We start from the raw sequence: 16861 nt of genomic DNA on the forward strand, positions 1-16861 counted from the left end.
TTCCCTGATATTTCAAGATTATATGCCCTGACCTTGATTCACCGCGGCGCCGTTGTGGTTGCCGTTGCTGTTCAGCTCTTCAAGCCGTGCCTTTCGCTCCGCCAGCAGGCCAAGATATTGCATGGCGACCATCGAACCGGCGATCGCCGTTATATCGGCGTGATCATAGGCCGGCGCAACCTCTACGACATCGGCACCGACAATATCGATCTGGTTGAGCTGGCGCAGCGTCGACAGGATTTTTGCCGACGACGGTCCGCCGGCAACCGGCGTGCCGGTTCCCGGCGCATAGGCCGGATCGAGGCAGTCGATGTCGAAGGTGAGATAGGTCTTCTTGCCGCCGGTGCGGTCGACGATGGCGTAGGCGATATCGGACGCCCGCATCTCCTCGATTTCGTGGCCATAGAGGATCTTGATGCCGAACGTGTCCGGCGCATGGGTGCGGATGCCGATCTGGATCGAACGGTCGGGATCGATGATGCCTTCCTTGACGGCGCGGCCGACGAAGGAGCCGTGGTCGATGCGCTTGCCGTCGTCCGGCCAGGTATCCTGATGCGCGTCGAACTGCACCAGGGCGAGTGGGCCATGGATGGCGGCATGCGCCTTGAGCAATGGCCAAGTGACGAAATGGTCGCCGCCCAGTGTCAGCAGGAAGGCGCCTGATTTGAGGATCTTCGCCGCTTCGCGCTCGATGGTGCCGGGCGTCTTCTGATGGTTGCCGCTATCGAGCAGGCAATCGCCATAATCGACGACCGCCAGATGCTCGAACAGATCGCGGGAAAAAGGGTATTGCGGGTCGTTGTCGAGGATCGCCGAGGCGCGGCGAATCGCCTGCGGCCCGAAACGAGCGCCGGGCCGGTTGGTGACGGCGGCGTCGAAGGGAATGCCCCACACCACCGCATCCGCCCCCTTCACGTCCTTCGTGTATTTGCGCCGCATGAACGACAGCGCGCCGGAGTAGGTCGGCTCGAACGCGGCGCCCGTTTTGGAACGGGCGGTGAAGGCGTTGTCGATGTTGTTGTTCGCCATTACGGATCCTCGTTTTTCGTCGGGGTGCAACAACTACAGAACCGGCACGGAAGATGCCAGTCACAGCTTGGGGAGACAAAACGGCGCCGCCCGAGTGCCACGGCAAGACAGGATTTGTATCATCATGACGCAGACGGCGTTTCTCAATCCTCCCCGAGACGCGGTGTCGACCCACACCGGCACGATCGCCGGCGAACGCTTCCTGGTCCTCGATTCGTGGCGCGGCATCTGCGCGCTTCTGGTGGCGCTGTTTCACTTCCCGACCGGTTCGACGGTTTCGCAAAGCGCCTTCATCGGTTCGTCCTATCTTTTCGTGGATTTCTTCTTTGTGCTTTCCGGTTTCGTCATCGCCAGCAGCTATGGCAATCGGCTGAGCCAGCCGGAAGAAGTTGCTCGCTTCGCGCTGGTCCGATTTGGCCGCATCTACCCGCTGCATCTGCTGATGCTGGCGGCCTTTGCCAGCTTCGAGCTGCTGCGGCTGATGCTGCCGCAACTGCATGGCACCGGGGCTGCGCCTTTTACCGGTGGTTTCGACCCTGGGAGTCTGTTTGCCAATCTTCTCCTGCTGCAGGGTGTCGGCTTCGAGGATCAATTGACCTGGAATGCGCCAAGCTGGAGCATTTCGGCGGAGTCCTTCGCCTATCTGCTGTTTGCAGGCGTGGTCTTCGTCGCCGGCGCGCGCGCCTGGATATGGTTCGTCGCCGCCGCCGTCACCGCGCCGCTGTTCCTGGTCGGCTTCTCGACCCATCATATGGATGTGTCCTTCGATTTCGGCTTCGTCCGCTGCCTGTATGGTTTCTCGCTCGGCGCCTTGCTGGCTTGGTTTCAGCATGATTCCATTGCAGGGGCGCGACAGGTCCTCGCCAGGACCGGCCCGCGGATGGACTGGACACTTGCCGAGATCGTCATGGTGGCCGTCATCGTGCTTTTTGTCTCGCTGGCCGGTGGCAATGATTTCGGCATCGCGGCACCCCTGGTGTTCGCGCTGGCGCTGTTTCTGTTCGCCCATGAGGGCGGCTGGATCAGCGCCTTGCTGAGAGCCCCGTTCATGCTGACGCTCGGCGCGCTATCCTACTCGATCTACATGGTCCACATCTTCGTCCAGGCGCGCATGATCAATGTCGCGGGGCTCGTCGAGCGCAAGCTCGGCCTCGGCCTGATCGGCGACTTCATGCTGCGCGGCCAGCCTGCCACAGGCTTCGGCGCTGGCTGGACAGGCGCTGCGGCGATCGTCGTCATGCTCGCCGCCACCATTGCCGCCTCCTGGATCACCTGGCGCCTCATTGAGATGCCGGCGATGGCGTGGTTCCGCCGGCTCTCGAAACGCATCTGACGCATTCCGCTAGCCGGCTTCGTTCACCTGGATGTCACGGGCATCGCCTATCCGGGTTTCGATCCGGCAAGGAGCGATTCTCGATGCGGACCCTCTGGCTGAGCCTTCTGTTTTCCGCTGCACTAGCGGCGGCCTCTGGCCACGCCTTGGCTGGCGAAACCCGCGCCAGACAGATTCTCGATCGCTTCGAGCATGCCAACCAGTGGCGCGACCACATCATGGTGGCCGCGCATCGCGCCGGCAGCATGCAGGCCGGCAAGACGCTCTATGCGGAAAATTCGATTGCCGCCGTCGAAGGCTCGATCGCCATGGGTGCCGAGATCGTCGAGGTCGACATCAGGCGCTCGAAGGACGGCGAGTTCGTTGTCATGCATGACAGCTGGCTCGACCGCACCACGACCTGCAAGGGCGAGGTGGTCAAGCGCACGCTGGCCGAACTGAAGACCTGCCGGCTGGTGGTCGAGGGCACAGACGTCGTCACCGATGAGACGGTGTCGACGCTGCGCGAGATGCTGCTGGCGACCAGGGGCAGGATCCTCATCAACCTCGACAACAAGCTCGACGTCGGAGATCTCGCAGGCATGATTGCGGTCGCTCGCGATCTCGGCATGGCCGAACAGGTCATCGTCAAGGAGAACCTGTGGAACCAGAGCAGGATCACCACGGTCAAGGCCGCCATGGATGCCATCGGCGGCGGCTTCCAGTTTATGCCGATTGTTGCAGACGACGCGGTGCATGATGCCGGTTTCGCTGAGACTGTCGACCATGCCTTGTCGCCGCGCGCGATCGAGCTGATCAACTGGCGGGCAGGCGCCGAGACGCTGACCGAGACCGGCGGACCGCTGTTCAGCACGCGCATGCGCGCGGCCGCGGTGCGGGGCAACTGGCACATCTGGGCCGACACCTACGCCATAGTCAACAAGCCGGGCGGCTTCCTTGCCGGCGGCCGCGGCGATGAACTGGCGGTCCAGGCCAGCCTGCCGCGCGAAGCCTGGGGTTTTTGGGCCGATCGCGGCGCCACCATCATCCAGACCGACGAGCCGAAGGCGGCCATCGACTGGCTGACGGCGAACGGTTTTCGTGTTCCTTATGCCGACGAGGCGCGGCCGGTTGAGCCGGCGAATACGGCGAGTATCAATTAGAGCGGCGGCTGACGCTGCCAATCTCCCCCCTCGTGGGGGAGATGCCCGGCAGGGTAGAGGGGGGCGCTGTCCCGCCAGCCTGTCGGTCAATTGAAATTGCTTTGGAGTCAGCTATCAGGGTGGGGTCTGACATGAGGTAAGCGATCCTTCGCGCCCCCCTCTGGCCTGCCGGCCATCTCCCCCACGAGGGGGGAGATTGGCTAGCCTTCAAGCAGCCATCGCTATGCCATCCAATTCGCTGATCACGTCGTCCGAAAGCACCAGTTCGCCAGCAGCGAGGTTTTCCCTGAGATGCCCGACCGAAGATGTCCCGGGGATCAGCAGGATATTGGGCGCGCGGCGCAGCAGCCAGGCGAGCGCGACCTGCATCGGCGTGGCGCCGAGGCGCTTCGCCACATCGGACAGCGTCGAAGACTGCAGCGGGTTGAAGCCGCCGAGCGGAAAGAACGGTACATAGGCGATGCCCTCGCGGGCGAGGTCGTCGATCAGGGCGTCGTCGCCGCGATGCGCCAGATTGTACTGGTTCTGCACACAGACGATCTCGGCGATCCGGCGTCCTTGCGCGATCTGCGCAGCCGTCACGTTGCTCAGTCCGATATGCCTGACTAGGCCCTTTCGTTGAAGCTCGGCCAGCACGGTGAGCGGCGCTTCGATCGACCCTTCGGCGGGGCCATGGGTGTCGAACATGACGCGCAAATTGACCACATCGAGCACTTCGAGCCCGAGATTGCTTAGATTGTCGTGCACAGCCTGGGCCAGCGCTTCGGGAGAAAAGGCCGGCAGCCATGAACCATCCGCGCCGCGGCGGGCACCGATCTTGGTGACGATGACGAGATCGTCGGGGTAGGGTGCCAGCGCCTCACGGATCAGCCGGTTGGTGACGTGCGGACCATAGAAGTCGCTGGTGTCGATGTGGTCGACGCCTTGTGCAACCGCTTCGCGCAGCACGGCCAATGCCGCGTCATGGTCTTTCGGCGGCCCGAACACGCCGGGTCCGGCGAGCTGCATGGCGCCGTAGCCGAGCCGCTTCACGGTATGGCTGCCAAGGGTGAAGGTGCCGGCCTGTTGAATATCAGACATGATTGATCTCCTTTGAGGAGGCAGAGATAGTCGCTGCTCAATCCTGTGATAATCGGGTACAATCCACACAGGCTGTACGGAATTGCGAACAATGATGGACCTCAGTGATCTGAACGCTTTCGTGGCGGTGGCGCGCGCCGGCGGCTTCCGCGATGGCGCGCGTGCCAGCGGCGGCAGCGCGTCGGGCTTGAGCGAGGCAGTGCGTCGCCTCGAGACACAGCTCGGGGTCAGGCTGTTCAACCGAACGACGCGCAGCGTTGTCCCGACCGAGGCCGGCCTCAGCCTGCTGGAACGGCTCGGCCCGGCGCTGTCGGAGGTGGAGGCGGCGCTGGACGTGGTGAATGGCTTTCGCGACAGGCCGGCGGGCTCGTTGCGGCTCAACGTGCCGGTGAGTGCGGCGCGGCTGATATTGCCTGACATCGTCCCGAGTTTTCTCGCCGCTTATCCCGGTATCCGGCTGGAGGTGATCGCCGACGAGAACTTTGTCGACGTGCTGGCGGCCGGCTGCGACGCCGGCATCCGCTACGACGAGCGCCTGGAGCAGGACATGATCGCGGTGCCGATCGGACCGCGTGTGCAACATTTCGCCACCGCCGCCAGCCCTGCCTATCTGGATCGCCATGGACGGCCGGAACACCCGAGCGACCTGCTTGGACATTCCTGCGTGCGCGGCCGCTTTGCCAGCGGTGCGATGCTGCCATGGGAATTCGAGCGCGACGGCGAGGTGGTGCGGGTCGATCCGACGGGGCCATTGATCGTGCGGATCGGCGGGGCGACCGATCTTGCCGTCGACGCGGCCATTGCCGGCACCGGCATCATCGGCCTCTTCGAGGGCTGGCTTCGCCCTTACTTCGAAAGCGGCGCCCTTGAGCCGGTGCTCGAGCCGTGGTGGCAGAGTTTTTCCGGACCGTTTCTCTACTACCCCGGCCGGCGCCTGGTGCCGGCCCCGCTGCGCGCGTTCATCGATTTCATCAGGGCCGGCAAGTCCTGAAGTCCATCGCGAGCATGAGTTGCGTCGGCGCCATCACTCCACCCGGCGCTCCGCGCCGACCTCCCCATTGAGGGGAGGTAGGGCGCCGCGCTCTTTTACCTCCCCTCGATGGGGAGGTCGCGCCGCAGGCGCGGGTGGGGTGACTGCCGAGACGTAAACAAAGAGCCCCAAAGCAAAAGGCCGCCCGGAGGCGGCCTTTTCGATCTTGTTGGGCCCTCGGCGTAGCGCTTCGAGAACTGGCCCCAAGCGCTTCTTAGCGCTTGGAAAACTGGAAGCTGCGACGGGCCTTCGCCTTGCCGTACTTCTTGCGCTCGACGACGCGGCTGTCGCGGGTCAGGAAGCCGCCCTTCTTGAGCACGGCGCGCAGCGTCGGCTCATAGTAGGTCAGCGCCTTGGAGATGCCGTGGCGCACGGCGCCGGCCTGGCCGGAAAGGCCGCCGCCGACGACAGTGGCGACGATGTCGTACTGGCCCGAACGGTTGGAAGCGATGATCGGCTGGTTGAGGATCATCTGCAGGACCGGGCGCGCGAAATAGGTCGCGAATTCCTTGTCGTTGACGATGATCTTGCCCGAGCCGGGCTTCACCCAGACACGCGCAATAGCGTTCTTGCGCTTGCCGGTGGCATAGGCGCGGCCCGACTTGTCGAGCTTCTGGACGTGGACGGGGGCCGCCGGCTGCGTGTTGGTGTTGCCGGTGGCGGCGCCCAGTTCTGCGAGCGAGGAAAGCTCAGCCATCTTATGCGACCTTCTTGTTCTTGGAATTCAGCTTGGCCACGTCGAGAACCTGGGGCTGCTGGGCGACATGCGGATGCTCGGCGCCTGCATAGACGCGCAGGTTTTTCATCTGGCGACGGCCGAGCGGGCCACGCGGCACCATGCGCTCAACGGCCTTCTCGACGACACGCTCGGGGAAACGGCCCTCGAGCAGCTGGCGCGCGGTGCGCTCCTTGATGCCGCCGGGGTGGCCGGTGTGCCAGTAATAGACCTTGTCGGTGAACTTCTTGCCGGTGAACACCACCTTGTCGGCATTGATGACGATGACATTGTCGCCGTCGTCGACATGCGGGGTGAAGGTCGGCTTGTGCTTGCCGCGAAGATGATTGGCGATGACAGTGGCCAGACGACCGACGACGAGACCTTCGGCGTTGATCAGGATCCACTTCTTCACCACATCCGCAGGCTTCTGCGAAAAGGTTGTCATGTTTTCTGCTTTCGGTTCGGACCTTCACGAGGGAAGGCGTTTCTTGTTGCTTGAATTGGCGAAAAGCGCTTGCCCGCCGCCAATAACAAAACGGCGGCCTTTGCGGGCCGCTGCTTCGTGAAGGGCTTATAGGGGAGGGCGAGGGTGGCGTCAAGGCGCACGAGAAGGCTGATAGCAGGTAAAGCAAAGTAAAAACAATGCCTTAAGTAAAAGGTATTATTTTACCACACTGATCTGCGGGCGCTTGCCTGGGGCGGCCTTAGTGCTTTGCCTCGATTTCCCTGCGCGCGGCGCTGGAAAGGAACGCTGATCGCGTAATGCCGCGCTCGCGGGCGGCGGCGTCGATCGCCCGCAAAACACCGCGCTCGAAAGTGACGTTCGCCCTGACGACGGCGCTGTCATTGTCGATGAGCGGCACAGAGACCAGATAGCCACCTTCGGCAAGTGCGTTGCGTATGTCGGGGAGGGCGACAATTGCTTCGTGGCTGGACGGTTCGGGAACAGGCATGTCCTCCGCCCACAATTGCAAGGCTTCAACTGCGTTGGGCATGATGTCCTCCGCTGCGTCGGCGGCGGAAAAGCAGCCGGGAATGTCCGGAAAGCGGATGCCAAACGCGCTGTCGGGATCTTTGTCGACCAAGGCGAAATAGTTCTTCATCACAGCCTCCAGGACGCGTCAGCCTATCTTGATCCAACCAGCTTGCTTGGCGATCGCGCGAGCAGTGCCGGTCGGCAGATCCTTCTCGGGATGCGGGACAATCAACACGATCTCGCCTTTGCGGAATTTGTGGTGCGAGCCGCGCACGGAAATCAGTTCGAACCCATCCTCCTTGAGGCGCTTTACGATCCTGCGGCTGTCACGTTCGAGCAAAAATCACCTATGCGCATATATATACACATCAAAGGAAAATTCAATCGTCAGGATCGTTTCGGCGGGATCGAATAGGTGCCGGTGGCGTGCGCCACCGTGTGTCCGTCCGGGCCGGCGACGATGTCGATGTCGAATACCATCAGGCTCTTTCCCAGCTTCAGGATGCGGCAATGGCCGTCGATCGGTCCAGCCTCGGCCTTGCGGACGAAGTTGATGTTGAGATTGGTGGTGACCGAGAGCGCATCCGGTCCGGCATGCGACAGCACGCAGACATAACCGCCGATGTCGGCCAACGTGAACAGCGAAGGACCGGACACCGTGCCGCCGGGGCGCAGATGCCGCTCGCCGGCATTGAGCCGCACAACACAGCCGCCCGGGGACACGTCGACCGCCTCGTAATATCTAAACTGCTCGTTGAGTTGCGGATAGACGGTCTCCATCAGCGCGTTGATTTGTTGTGCGGTCAGGACCGGCGTGAGATTGGAATGGGCGGGCATGTCGGCCTCTCGTTTTGTGCATGCCTGTATGAGCGCAGCGCGGCATTTCTGGCAACCTTCGTCCCTTGGCGCAAGCGATCGGTGTTGGACGAAACCCGATCCGGTATTAGATACTCTGACAGCCCCGAGCGGAATCGCGGAGACCCTATCCATGGCCGAAATCCTTGCCATCAAGCCTGCTGCCGTTGACGGTCCGGTTGCCGCAAGGCTGGACAAGGGCGTGCTGCGCCTGACGCTCGCCAATCCACCCGCCAACGCGCTGTCGCTGGCAGTGATGGCGGCGCTGACGGCGGAACTCGAGCGCGCCAGGGCCGACAAGGCCGTTCGCGTCATCGTTTTGTCGGCGTCCGGCAAGGTGTTCTGCGCCGGCCATGATCTCAAGGAAATGACCGCGCGGCGCGCCGATGCCGATCATGGCAAGGCCTTCTTCGAAGAGACCTTCGCGGCTTGTGCCGCGCTGATGCAGGCGATCGTGCGTCATCCGCTGCCCGTGATTGCCGAAGTTGACGGCCTCGCCACCGCCGCAGGGCTGCAACTGGTCGCCAGTTGCGATCTGGCGATTGCCTCGCATGAGGCGACCTTCTGCACGCCGGGCGTCAACATCGGCCTGTTCTGCTCGACGCCGATGGTGGCGCTGTCGCGCAACGTCTCGCGCAAGCATGCGATGGAGATGCTGTTGACCGGCGAGACGATCGATGCGGCGACCGCCAAGGAATTCGGCCTGGTCAACCGCGTCGTGCCGCGCGAATATCTGAATCAGATTGTCACCAAATACGCGCAAACCATTGCTTCCAAATCATCTTTGGTGGTCAAGACCGGCAAGGAAGCCTTTTACGCGCAGGCCGAAATGGGACTGGCGGACGCCTATGCCTACACCGGCCGCGTCATGGTTGAGAACATGCTTGCGCGCGACGCCGAGGAAGGCATCGGCGCCTTCATCAGCAAGCGCAAGCCGGAGTGGGCGGACGAATAGGAGCAGCACCATGGAACCCCGCATCTCCATCATCACCATCGCCACCGACGATCTCGACCGCGCCGTGCGCTTCTATGAAGCGATGGGGCTGACCCGTCACGCCGGCATCACCGAGGGTGTCGCCTTCTTCCAGATGGGCGGCGTCATTCTCGGCCTGTTTCCGCGCGCCAGCGCCGAGGAGGATTCGGGTGTTGCCTTTTCCGGCGCACCGTCCGCTGTCTATCTCGCCTACAACACCCGTTCCGAAACGGAGGTCGATGAAGTCCTCGCCAGGGCCGAGAAAGCCGGCGGCCGCATCGTCAAGCCGGCCGGGCGCGCCTTCTGGGGCGGCTGGTATGGCTATTTCGCCGACGCCGACGGGCATGTCTGGGAAGTGGCGCACAATCCGGCCTTTCCGATCGCGGAAGACGGCACGATCTCGCTGCCCGATTGATGGCCTACCGCAAGCAGCTGACGCGGCTCAAGGCACCCTATCTCAAGCGTATTCTGCTCGACCCCGCGCGGGTCGAGGATTGGGAAAAATACCCCTGGAACCTGCCGCTGTTTCGCGGCCACGACTTCGAACTCGAATTCACCACGCCGATCACCATTATCGTCGGCGAGAACGGCACCGGCAAATCGACGCTGCTCGAGGCGATCGGCGCGCTGGCCGGCTATGACGAAGCCGGCGGCGGCAAGGGCTACCGGCCGGTCGACCATTCCAGCGCCATCGACAAGAGTGGTGCTGCGCTAGCAGACACATTCCGGGGCCACTGGCTGCCGAAAGTCACCGCCGGCTGGTTCTTTCGCGCTGAATCCTTCTATTCTGTGGCTCGCTATCTCGATCAGGCGGCGCTGGAAGACCCGTTCAGGCCACCACCACCGGATTTCCTGTCCTGGTCGCATGGCGAGGGGTTCATCCGCTTTTTCGAGGAGCGCTGCCGCAGGCAAGGCATCTACATCCTCGACGAGCCCGAGAGCGCGCTGTCTCCGTCGCGCCAGATCGAGCTGCTCAAGATGCTGCGGCGCATGGACCGGTCGGGCACCGCGCAGGTGATCATGGCGACGCATTCGCCATTGCTGATGGCCTGTCCCGGCGCGCAACTGTTCCGCATCAGCCGGTTTGGGCTGGAACCCGCCGACTTTCGTGATACCGACCACTTCCGCATGCTGCGCGATTTCAGCAATGACCCCGATGGTTTTCTCGACGAGGCGTTGTATGAGGACGGGCATGAACCACGATAACTACGACAACACCTACATCGCCGGCATCCTCAACTCGGTGAAGACTATCGCCATGGTCGGCGCATCCGCCAATGATGTGCGGCCAAGCTATTTCGTGCTGAAATATCTGCTGGCCAAGGGGTTTTCGGTGTTTCCGATCAATCCCGGCCAGGCCGGCAAGGAGATACTCGGCCGGATGACTTATGCCAGGCTCGCCGATATTCCGGAGCCGATCGACATGGTCGACATTTTTCGCGCGCCGGCGGCAGTGCCCGGCATCGTCGACGAGGTGTTGCGGCTCGATCCCCTGCCGAAAGTGATCTGGATGCAGCTTGGCGTGCGCCATGACGAGGCAGCCGCCCGCGCCGAGGCCGCCGGCATCAAGGTGGTGATGAACCGCTGCCCCAAGATCGAATATGGCAAACTGTCCGGCGAGATCGGCTGGACTGGCGTCAACTCCGGCGTGCTGTCGTCGAAGAAGCCGCTGATGCGCTCCGGATTCCAGAGTTTCGGCGTGCGCCAGAAGTAGGCGAGGGGCAACAGCGCAAAATTATTCCGGCAAACGCCGTATTTTCCTGCCGCTTGATAGAAGGTCCTGCACGGAAGGGTATTTTCTTCTTTGCATTCGCGGCCGGGCTTCGCCAAGAATGCCCGGCGAATTTCAGAAGGTTTTTTCAGGGAGGTTTTCAGTGACCCGCACGCCAGGTTTCAATACGCTCGCTGTCCACGCCGGCGCCAAGCCCGACCCGGCGACCGGCGCGCGCGCCACGCCGATCTACCAGACGACCTCCTTCGTCTTCGACGACGCCGACCATGCCGCCTCACTGTTCGGACTGAAGGCTTTCGGCAACATCTACACCCGCATCATGAATCCGACGCAGGCGGTGCTGGAAGAGCGCATGGCGGCACTCGAAGGCGGCACGGCGGCTCTTGCGGTCGCCTCCGGTCACGCCGCGCAGGTGATCGTGTTCCACAATCTGATGCAGCCTGGCGACAATTTCGTTGCGGCCAACAAGCTCTATGGCGGTTCGATCAACCAGTTCGGCCATGCCTTCAAGAATTATGGCTGGGAGGTGCGCTGGGCCGATACCAACGACATCTCGACCTTCGAAAGCCAGATCGACGACAGGACCAAGGCGATCTTCATCGAGAGCCTCGCCAATCCGGGCGGCACCTTCGTCGATATCGAGAAGATCGGCGACATCGCGCGCAAGCACGGCCTGCCGCTCATCGTCGACAACACGCTGGCCTCGCCCTACCTGATCCGGCCGATCGAGCATGGCGCCGACATCGTCGTCCATTCGCTGACCAAGTTCATCGGCGGCCACGGCAATTCGATCGGCGGCGCCGTCGTCGATGGCGGCACCTTCGACTGGTCGAAGTCGGGCAAGTACCCGATGCTGTCTGAGTCGCGCCCCGAATATGGCGGTCTAATCCTGCATGAAACCTTCGGCAATTTCGCTTTCGCCATTGCCGCGCGTGTGCTCGGCCTGCGCGATCTCGGCCCGGCGATCTCGCCGTTCAACGCGTTCCTCATCCTGACCGGCCTGGAAACCCTGCCGCTGCGCATGCAGCGCCACTGCGACAACGCCGTGACGGTTGCTGCCTGGCTGTCCAACCACCCCAAGGTTGCCTCGGTGAACTATCCCGGCCTGCCCAGCGACAAGAACAACGCCCTGCAGAAGAAATACTCACCACTTGGCGCCGGCGCCGTGTTCACCTTCGCTCTCAAGGGCGGCTATGACGCCGGCGTCAAATTCGTCGAGGCGCTCGAACTGTTCTCGCACCTCGCCAATGTCGGCGACACCAAGTCGCTGGTCATCCATCCGGCGTCGACCACGCACCGCCAGCTTTCCGACGAGCAGAAGGTCAAGGCCGGCGCGGGACCGGACACGGTGCGGCTGTCGATCGGCATCGAGGACGTCAACGACATCGTCGCCGACCTCGAACAGGCGCTCGGCAAGGTCTGAGCGCATTACCCTCCCGCTGCGCGGGGAGGGCATAGTGATATCGAAAAGAGGCCATCCTTGTCGCGGTCGACGCCGGCATAAAATCAAGCATTTGGTGTCAGCAGACCGTGCGCGCGGTCTGAAATAAAGGAAATTGAACGCTGCACCAGTGCCGCCCGCAGCACTTGAAACCATGCCCGGGTCTTCCATGTAATACGCAATAGCGCACAACTTTCCGAATGAGGAAGCGCCGGCAGATGAGTCTGCTCCACACCAGCAATTCAACAGAGCATCGCCGTGCCGGCCATCGTTGGCCGGCAGCGTTAACAACAGAGCGTTTTCCTCTTCGTTGTCAGACGAAGGGAGATACACAATGGCAAAGGTCGTTTGCGTCCTCTATGACGATCCGGTCGACGGTTATCCGACAAAATATGCGCGGGACGGCCTGCCAAAGCTCGACCGCTATCCCGGCGGCCAGACACTTCCCACGCCGAAGGCCATCGACTTTGAACCGGGGATCCTGCTCGGCAGCGTGTCCGGCGAACTCGGTCTCCGGAAATTTCTCGAAAGCGCGGGCCACAGCCTGGTGGTGACCTCGGACAAGGACGGTCCCGCCAGCGTTTTTGAACGCGAACTCGTTGACGCCGAAATCGTGATCTCGCAGCCGTTCTGGCCGGCATATCTGACCGAAGAACGAATAGCCAAGGCAAGCAGACTGAAGCTTGCGATCACCGCCGGCATCGGATCCGATCATGTCGATCTTCAGGCCGCCATGGACCGCGGCATAACGGTCGCCGAGGTGACTTACTGCAATTCGATCAGCGTGTCCGAGCATGTGGTCATGATGATCCTGGGGCTCGTGCGCAACTACATCCCGTCCTACCAGTGGGTCGTGAAAGGCGGCTGGAATATCGCCGACTGCGTCGCACGCTCCTACGATATCGAGGGAATGCAGATCGGAACCGTCGGTGCCGGCCGGATCGGCAGCGCGGTGTTGCGCCGGCTGAAGCCGTTCGACGTCAAGTTGCACTACACCGATCGCCACCGCCTGCCTGAGGCGGTCGAGAAAGAGCTTGGCGTCACCTTCCACAAGGACCCCGCATCCATGGTCGGCGTCTGCGACGTGGTGACGATCAATGCGCCTCTGCATCCGGAGACGGAAAACCTCTTTGACGAGACGATGATTGCCAGGATGAAACGTGGCGCCTATCTGGTGAACACGGCGCGCGGCAAGATCTGCAATCGTGACGCCATCGCCCGCGCGCTGGAGAGTGGCCAACTCGCCGGCTATGCCGGTGACGTCTGGTTCCCGCAGCCGGCTCCCAAGGACCATCCGTGGCGATCGATGCCGCATCACGGCATGACGCCGCACATCTCAGGATCGTCGCTCTCCGCCCAGGCGCGCTACGCCGCGGGCACCCGCGAAATTCTGGAATGCTGGTTCGAAGGCCGGCCGATCCGTGAGGAATATCTGATCGTCGATGGCGGCAAGCTCTCCGGCGCTGGTGCTCATTCCTACAGCGCTGGCGACGCCACCCGCGGTTCGGAAGAGGCGGCACGCTTCACGCGGCGAATATGATCTACATACGACACAGTGAGGTGCGTTCCCAACGCCATAGATTTCTAGCTGGAGCCTCCGGAAATCGATCCGATTTTCGGGGTTGTGCGCTTGACGACCTTCCTCACAAAGGGAGAGGGTAAGCCCGCTACAGCGGAGCCTTTCATGAGCGCAGCGACTTTCCTTTCCCTCGACGCCAACAGCGTCGAGGCCGAGCCTGGCTCGCCTGCGCCGGATCGCCTGATTTCAGGTGATCCGAAATTCCTCACCTGGAACGTCGAGGAGCGGGAAGGCGGCCTCTACGCCGGCATCTGGGAATCGACCCCGGGCAAATGGCGCATCGTCTATGACGAATGGGAATTCTGCCACATCCTGTCCGGTGTTTCGGTGATCGCGGAGGATGGCGGGCAGGCGCGCACCGTCAAGACCGGCGACAGTTTTGTGCTGAGGCCCGGCTTCAAGGGCAGCTGGGAAGTGCTTGAAACGACTCGCAAGGAGTATGTGATCAAGCTGTAGGCATCGAGAACGGATCAGACGACGCGATCCCGCAGCCCCAGGCCCGCGATTGTCAGAAGCCGACGGCGAGCGTTTCCAGCCCATGGAAGTGGTAAGTGTCGCGGAAGCGCGCCTCTTCAGCAAGATGGAGCTTTGGGTGCCGTTCGAACAAGGTTTTCAGCGACACCTGCAATTCGAGCCGGGCCAGCGGCGCACCGATGCAGAAATGAATGCCGGCGCCGAAGGATGTGTTCTTCTGGTCCGCACGATCGGGCCGGAAGGCTTGCGGTTCGGCAAAGGCGCGCGGGTCATGGTTGGCCATGCCGAGCAGTAGCCCGATCGTCTGGCCCGGTTGCACGACGATGCCGGGCGAGACTTCGATCTCCTGATAGGCGTAGCGCGTGAACATATGCAGCGGTGCGTCGATGCGCAGGCATTCCTCGACCGTTGCCGCGGTCGCTTCGGGTGAACTGAAGAAGCGGTTGACATCGCCGCCTTGCGCCAGGATCGAGCGGACGGCATTGCCGGTCTGATGCACGGTCGCTTCATGGCCGGCATTGAGCAGCAGGATCGCCGAGGATACCATCTCGTCCTCCGACAGTTTTTGGCCGCCCTCTTGCGCCGAGATCAGCAGCGACAGCAGGTCGTCGCCGGGGTTCTTGCGTCGCTCGGTGACGTAACCGCGCAGGAAATCGGCAAATTCGCCTGCGGCGCGGTTGGCCGTCTCCTCGGTTTCGCGCGTGCGGCCATGCATGTACATGGCAACCATCTGGTGCGACCAGCCGAGCAGTTGCGGCCCCATCTCGACCGGCACGCCAAGCATTTCGGCAATGATGGTGATCGGCAGCGGCGCCGCAAAGGCCGGCAACAGGTCGACGGTCTTGCCCGGTTCGAAACGGTCGATCAGCTCGTTGGCGAGCGCTTCGACACGCGGTCGCAGCCGTTCGACCTGGCGCGAGACGAAGGCACGATTGACCAGCGTTCGGAGTCGCGTGTGCACCGGCGGCTCCAGCTCCAGCATCGAATTGGCTTCGATGCCGTCGAAAGCGCTGAGATGGCTGCGGTCTTGACCAATGCCGCGACTGTCCGGAATGCCGGCCGGGTTCTGGCGGCCGAAGCGCCGGTCGCGCAGCAGCCGGTTGACGTCGTCAAAGCCGCCAAAGCACCAGAAGCCGAATTCTTCCCAGAAGAACGCGTTCGATGTGCCGTGCAGAAAGGCATAGGCCCCGTACGGGTTCTGAAAAAAGGCCGACTCGTGCGGGTCAAGCCGCAGACGTCGAGTGGCTGGATCAAAGGCCAGGGCGGGTGGCGTCAATTTGCTCATGCCAGACCAATAGCGCGGCTTGCCAGCCGGGTTCCAGACCGTATGTTGGCGCCGAACAGCCCAATGCGTTGAGCCAGCCGGACCGGCTGCGGAAAGACTGAACTGATGAATATCATCGTTGTCGGCGCGGGTATTGCCGGTCTCTCCACCGCGTGGTCGCTGGTCAAGGCAGGTCACAGCGTTTCGATCGTCGAGCAGGGACCGATCCCCAACCCGCTGGCCGCGTCGGGTGACCACCATCGCATCATCCGCCGCGCCTACCGGGCCGGAACCGGCTATGGCCGGCTGATCACCGAGGCCTATCAGGCCTGGGACGAGATGTGGGCCGATCTCGGCGAAAGCCATCTCGATGCGCGCGGATTTGTCTGCGTTTCGCGCGAGCCCGGCGATGAGGCCGAGGAATACCGTGAGGGCCTGGAAGAAGGCAATTTTCCTTTCGAATTGCTGGAGCCGGACGCGGCCGTGAAACGCTGGCCGTTCCTCGAAGCCGGTTCGTTCCGCTACGCCTATTTTTCGACCGAAGGCGGCGCGCTGCATTGCCGCAAGATCGCCTCCAGCCTGGCAAAGTGGCTGCGCGACGACGGCGCCAATGTCTACGAACACAGCAGGGTCACCGCGATCGACGCCGACGCCGGCCATATCGTGCTCGAAAGTGGCGAGACGATGCAGGCCGACCGCATCGTCGTCGCTGCCGGTGCCTGGGTGTTGAAACTGTTCCCGGAGCTGGACGGCGAATTGAAGACCTATCGAACCGCACTCGCCTATGTAGAACCGCCGGCCGACCTCGAGGCCGCCTGGCAGGCTTCACCGGTTGTCCTCGATATCGGCGGCGCGGTCGACGGCTATGTGATCCCGCCCTCGGGCGGCGCCGGCATGAAATTCGGTTCCGGGCTGCACAGGGTGCCGACCAGCGATGCCGATTGGAACCGTGAGCCGGTGGCGGGCGAGGGCGAGGCGATCCGTAACCTGTTCTCGCCGCCGATCGCCCGGATCGAGGAATACAGGGTGACCGAGGTCGTCACCTGCGCTTACACTTTCACCGCCGACGAGAAATTCTTCGCCCATGAGCGAGGAAAATGCCTGATCGTCTCGGCCTGCTCCGGCCATGGCTACAAGTTCGGTGCGGCGGTTGGCCGGCGCGTTGCCGCCGCCGTTGGCAATGGCGATATCGCCGGCTTGAAGGCATGGCTGCGGGCGGAGGTGGCCTGAACGCT

19 protein-coding genes are annotated in these 16861 nt (G+C 62.7%); 11 read left to right on the plus strand and 8 right to left on the minus strand.

What is annotated here, in order from left to right; all coding sequences use genetic code 11:
• Positions 1-18: 18 nt before the first annotated feature.
• Positions 19-1029, minus strand: coding sequence for an agmatinase (gene speB / locus NKI38_RS06400; protein WP_352655713.1), 1011 nt, complete (start codon positions 1027-1029; stop codon positions 19-21).
• A 124-nt stretch (positions 1030-1153) separates the two neighbouring features.
• Here speB and NKI38_RS06405 point away from each other — a divergent pair, with 124 nt between their 5' ends.
• Positions 1154-2362 carry an acyltransferase family protein gene (locus NKI38_RS06405; protein ID WP_352655715.1) on the plus strand — a complete coding sequence of 403 codons (1209 nt, stop codon included), beginning with the start codon at positions 1154-1156 and terminating at the stop codon, positions 2360-2362.
• A gap of 83 nt (positions 2363-2445) precedes the next feature.
• A complete protein-coding gene (locus NKI38_RS06410; protein WP_352655717.1) occupies positions 2446-3504 on the plus strand; it encodes a glycerophosphodiester phosphodiesterase family protein in 1059 nt (352 codons plus the stop codon).
• 207 nt (positions 3505-3711) lie between these two features.
• Here NKI38_RS06410 and NKI38_RS06415 read toward each other — a convergent pair whose 3' ends face one another.
• A complete protein-coding gene (locus tag NKI38_RS06415; protein ID WP_352655719.1) occupies positions 3712-4584 on the minus strand; it encodes an aldo/keto reductase family oxidoreductase in 873 nt (290 codons plus the stop codon).
• A gap of 91 nt (positions 4585-4675) precedes the next feature.
• On the opposite strand from NKI38_RS06415, the gene NKI38_RS06420 reads away from it, so the two are divergent.
• Positions 4676-5575: a LysR family transcriptional regulator gene (locus tag NKI38_RS06420; protein WP_352655721.1), complete on the plus strand. Its 900-nt coding sequence runs from the start codon at positions 4676-4678 to the stop codon at positions 5573-5575.
• Between the two features lie 253 nt (positions 5576-5828).
• On the opposite strand, the gene rpsI is transcribed toward NKI38_RS06420, so the two are convergent.
• From rpsI to NKI38_RS06445, 5 genes are all read right to left on the minus strand, one after another.
• On the minus strand, positions 5829-6311 hold the full coding sequence (gene rpsI / locus NKI38_RS06425; RefSeq protein ID WP_352629292.1) for a 30S ribosomal protein S9: 483 nt from the start codon (positions 6309-6311) through the stop codon (positions 5829-5831).
• A 1-nt stretch (position 6312) separates the two neighbouring features.
• A complete protein-coding gene (gene rplM, locus NKI38_RS06430) occupies positions 6313-6777 on the minus strand; it encodes a 50S ribosomal protein L13 (protein WP_352655722.1) in 465 nt (154 codons plus the stop codon).
• A gap of 259 nt (positions 6778-7036) precedes the next feature.
• Positions 7037-7435 carry a type II toxin-antitoxin system HicB family antitoxin gene (locus NKI38_RS06435; protein WP_352655724.1) on the minus strand — a complete coding sequence of 133 codons (399 nt, stop codon included), beginning with the start codon at positions 7433-7435 and terminating at the stop codon, positions 7037-7039.
• Between the two features lie 18 nt (positions 7436-7453).
• The gene (locus NKI38_RS06440) at positions 7454-7648 is read right to left on the minus strand and encodes a type II toxin-antitoxin system HicA family toxin (RefSeq protein ID WP_352655726.1); all 195 of its coding nucleotides are present in this window, start codon (positions 7646-7648) and stop codon (positions 7454-7456) included.
• A gap of 47 nt (positions 7649-7695) precedes the next feature.
• Entirely contained in the window at positions 7696-8145 is a 450-nt protein-coding gene (locus tag NKI38_RS06445) for a PaaI family thioesterase (protein WP_352655728.1), read from the minus strand.
• Between the two features lie 151 nt (positions 8146-8296).
• Here NKI38_RS06445 and NKI38_RS06450 point away from each other — a divergent pair, with 151 nt between their 5' ends.
• From NKI38_RS06450 to NKI38_RS06480, 7 genes are all read left to right on the plus strand, one after another.
• Positions 8297-9118 carry an enoyl-CoA hydratase gene (locus tag NKI38_RS06450; protein WP_352655730.1) on the plus strand — a complete coding sequence of 274 codons (822 nt, stop codon included), beginning with the start codon at positions 8297-8299 and terminating at the stop codon, positions 9116-9118.
• A gap of 10 nt (positions 9119-9128) precedes the next feature.
• The gene (locus NKI38_RS06455; protein WP_352655732.1) at positions 9129-9551 is read left to right on the plus strand and encodes a VOC family protein; all 423 of its coding nucleotides are present in this window, start codon (positions 9129-9131) and stop codon (positions 9549-9551) included.
• On the plus strand, positions 9551-10342 hold the full coding sequence (locus NKI38_RS06460) for an AAA family ATPase (RefSeq protein ID WP_352655734.1): 792 nt from the start codon (positions 9551-9553) through the stop codon (positions 10340-10342). The genes NKI38_RS06455 and NKI38_RS06460 overlap by 1 nt, the downstream gene beginning before the upstream one ends.
• Complete coding sequence (locus NKI38_RS06465; protein WP_352655735.1) at positions 10329-10850, plus strand: CoA-binding protein; 522 nt, start codon at positions 10329-10331, stop codon at positions 10848-10850. The genes NKI38_RS06460 and NKI38_RS06465 overlap by 14 nt, the downstream gene beginning before the upstream one ends.
• 160 nt (positions 10851-11010) lie before the next feature.
• On the plus strand, positions 11011-12291 hold the full coding sequence (locus tag NKI38_RS06470) for an O-acetylhomoserine aminocarboxypropyltransferase (RefSeq protein WP_352655737.1): 1281 nt from the start codon (positions 11011-11013) through the stop codon (positions 12289-12291).
• A gap of 352 nt (positions 12292-12643) precedes the next feature.
• Positions 12644-13849: an NAD-dependent formate dehydrogenase gene (locus tag NKI38_RS06475; protein WP_352655739.1), complete on the plus strand. Its 1206-nt coding sequence runs from the start codon at positions 12644-12646 to the stop codon at positions 13847-13849.
• Positions 13850-13993: 144 nt separating this feature from the next.
• Positions 13994-14344 carry a cupin domain-containing protein gene (locus NKI38_RS06480; RefSeq protein WP_352629273.1) on the plus strand — a complete coding sequence of 117 codons (351 nt, stop codon included), beginning with the start codon at positions 13994-13996 and terminating at the stop codon, positions 14342-14344.
• Between the two features lie 52 nt (positions 14345-14396).
• Here NKI38_RS06480 and NKI38_RS06485 read toward each other — a convergent pair whose 3' ends face one another.
• On the minus strand, positions 14397-15647 hold the full coding sequence (locus NKI38_RS06485; RefSeq protein WP_352655741.1) for a cytochrome P450: 1251 nt from the start codon (positions 15645-15647) through the stop codon (positions 14397-14399).
• Positions 15648-15752: 105 nt separating this feature from the next.
• Between NKI38_RS06485 and NKI38_RS06490 the strand changes: the two genes are divergently transcribed.
• Positions 15753-16856 carry an NAD(P)/FAD-dependent oxidoreductase gene (locus NKI38_RS06490; RefSeq protein ID WP_352655743.1) on the plus strand — a complete coding sequence of 368 codons (1104 nt, stop codon included), beginning with the start codon at positions 15753-15755 and terminating at the stop codon, positions 16854-16856.
• Positions 16857-16861: the final 5 nt, after the last annotated feature.

Origin of the sequence: Mesorhizobium sp. M0621 (assembly GCF_040320745.1) — a bacterium.
In the GTDB taxonomy this organism is placed as follows: Bacteria; Pseudomonadota; Alphaproteobacteria; order Rhizobiales; family Rhizobiaceae; genus Mesorhizobium.

Excerpts from the sequence above, each read along its gene's own strand:
- NKI38_RS06435 (WP_352655724.1), bottom strand. The coding sequence starts at position 7,435 with ATGAAGAACTATTTCGCCTTGGTCGACAAAGATCCCGACAGCGCGTTT.
- NKI38_RS06480 (WP_352629273.1), top strand. The coding sequence starts at position 13,994 with ATGAGCGCAGCGACTTTCCTTTCCCTCGACGCCAACAGCGTCGAGGCC.
- speB (WP_352655713.1), bottom strand. The coding sequence starts at position 1,029 with ATGGCGAACAACAACATCGACAACGCCTTCACCGCCCGTTCCAAAACG.
- NKI38_RS06490 (WP_352655743.1), top strand. The coding sequence starts at position 15,753 with ATGAATATCATCGTTGTCGGCGCGGGTATTGCCGGTCTCTCCACCGCG.
- NKI38_RS06450 (WP_352655730.1), top strand. The coding sequence starts at position 8,297 with ATGGCCGAAATCCTTGCCATCAAGCCTGCTGCCGTTGACGGTCCGGTT.
- NKI38_RS06460 (WP_352655734.1), top strand. The coding sequence starts at position 9,551 with ATGGCCTACCGCAAGCAGCTGACGCGGCTCAAGGCACCCTATCTCAAG.
- NKI38_RS06455 (WP_352655732.1), top strand. The coding sequence starts at position 9,129 with ATGGAACCCCGCATCTCCATCATCACCATCGCCACCGACGATCTCGAC.
- rpsI (WP_352629292.1), bottom strand. The coding sequence starts at position 6,311 with ATGGCTGAGCTTTCCTCGCTCGCAGAACTGGGCGCCGCCACCGGCAAC.
- NKI38_RS06465 (WP_352655735.1), top strand. The coding sequence starts at position 10,329 with ATGAACCACGATAACTACGACAACACCTACATCGCCGGCATCCTCAAC.
- NKI38_RS06415 (WP_352655719.1), bottom strand. The coding sequence starts at position 4,584 with ATGTCTGATATTCAACAGGCCGGCACCTTCACCCTTGGCAGCCATACC.
- NKI38_RS06475 (WP_352655739.1), top strand. The coding sequence starts at position 12,644 with ATGGCAAAGGTCGTTTGCGTCCTCTATGACGATCCGGTCGACGGTTAT.
- rplM (WP_352655722.1), bottom strand. The coding sequence starts at position 6,777 with ATGACAACCTTTTCGCAGAAGCCTGCGGATGTGGTGAAGAAGTGGATC.
- NKI38_RS06445 (WP_352655728.1), bottom strand. The coding sequence starts at position 8,145 with ATGCCCGCCCATTCCAATCTCACGCCGGTCCTGACCGCACAACAAATC.
- NKI38_RS06405 (WP_352655715.1), top strand. The coding sequence starts at position 1,154 with ATGACGCAGACGGCGTTTCTCAATCCTCCCCGAGACGCGGTGTCGACC.
- NKI38_RS06420 (WP_352655721.1), top strand. The coding sequence starts at position 4,676 with ATGATGGACCTCAGTGATCTGAACGCTTTCGTGGCGGTGGCGCGCGCC.
- NKI38_RS06485 (WP_352655741.1), bottom strand. The coding sequence starts at position 15,647 with ATGAGCAAATTGACGCCACCCGCCCTGGCCTTTGATCCAGCCACTCGA.
- NKI38_RS06410 (WP_352655717.1), top strand. The coding sequence starts at position 2,446 with ATGCGGACCCTCTGGCTGAGCCTTCTGTTTTCCGCTGCACTAGCGGCG.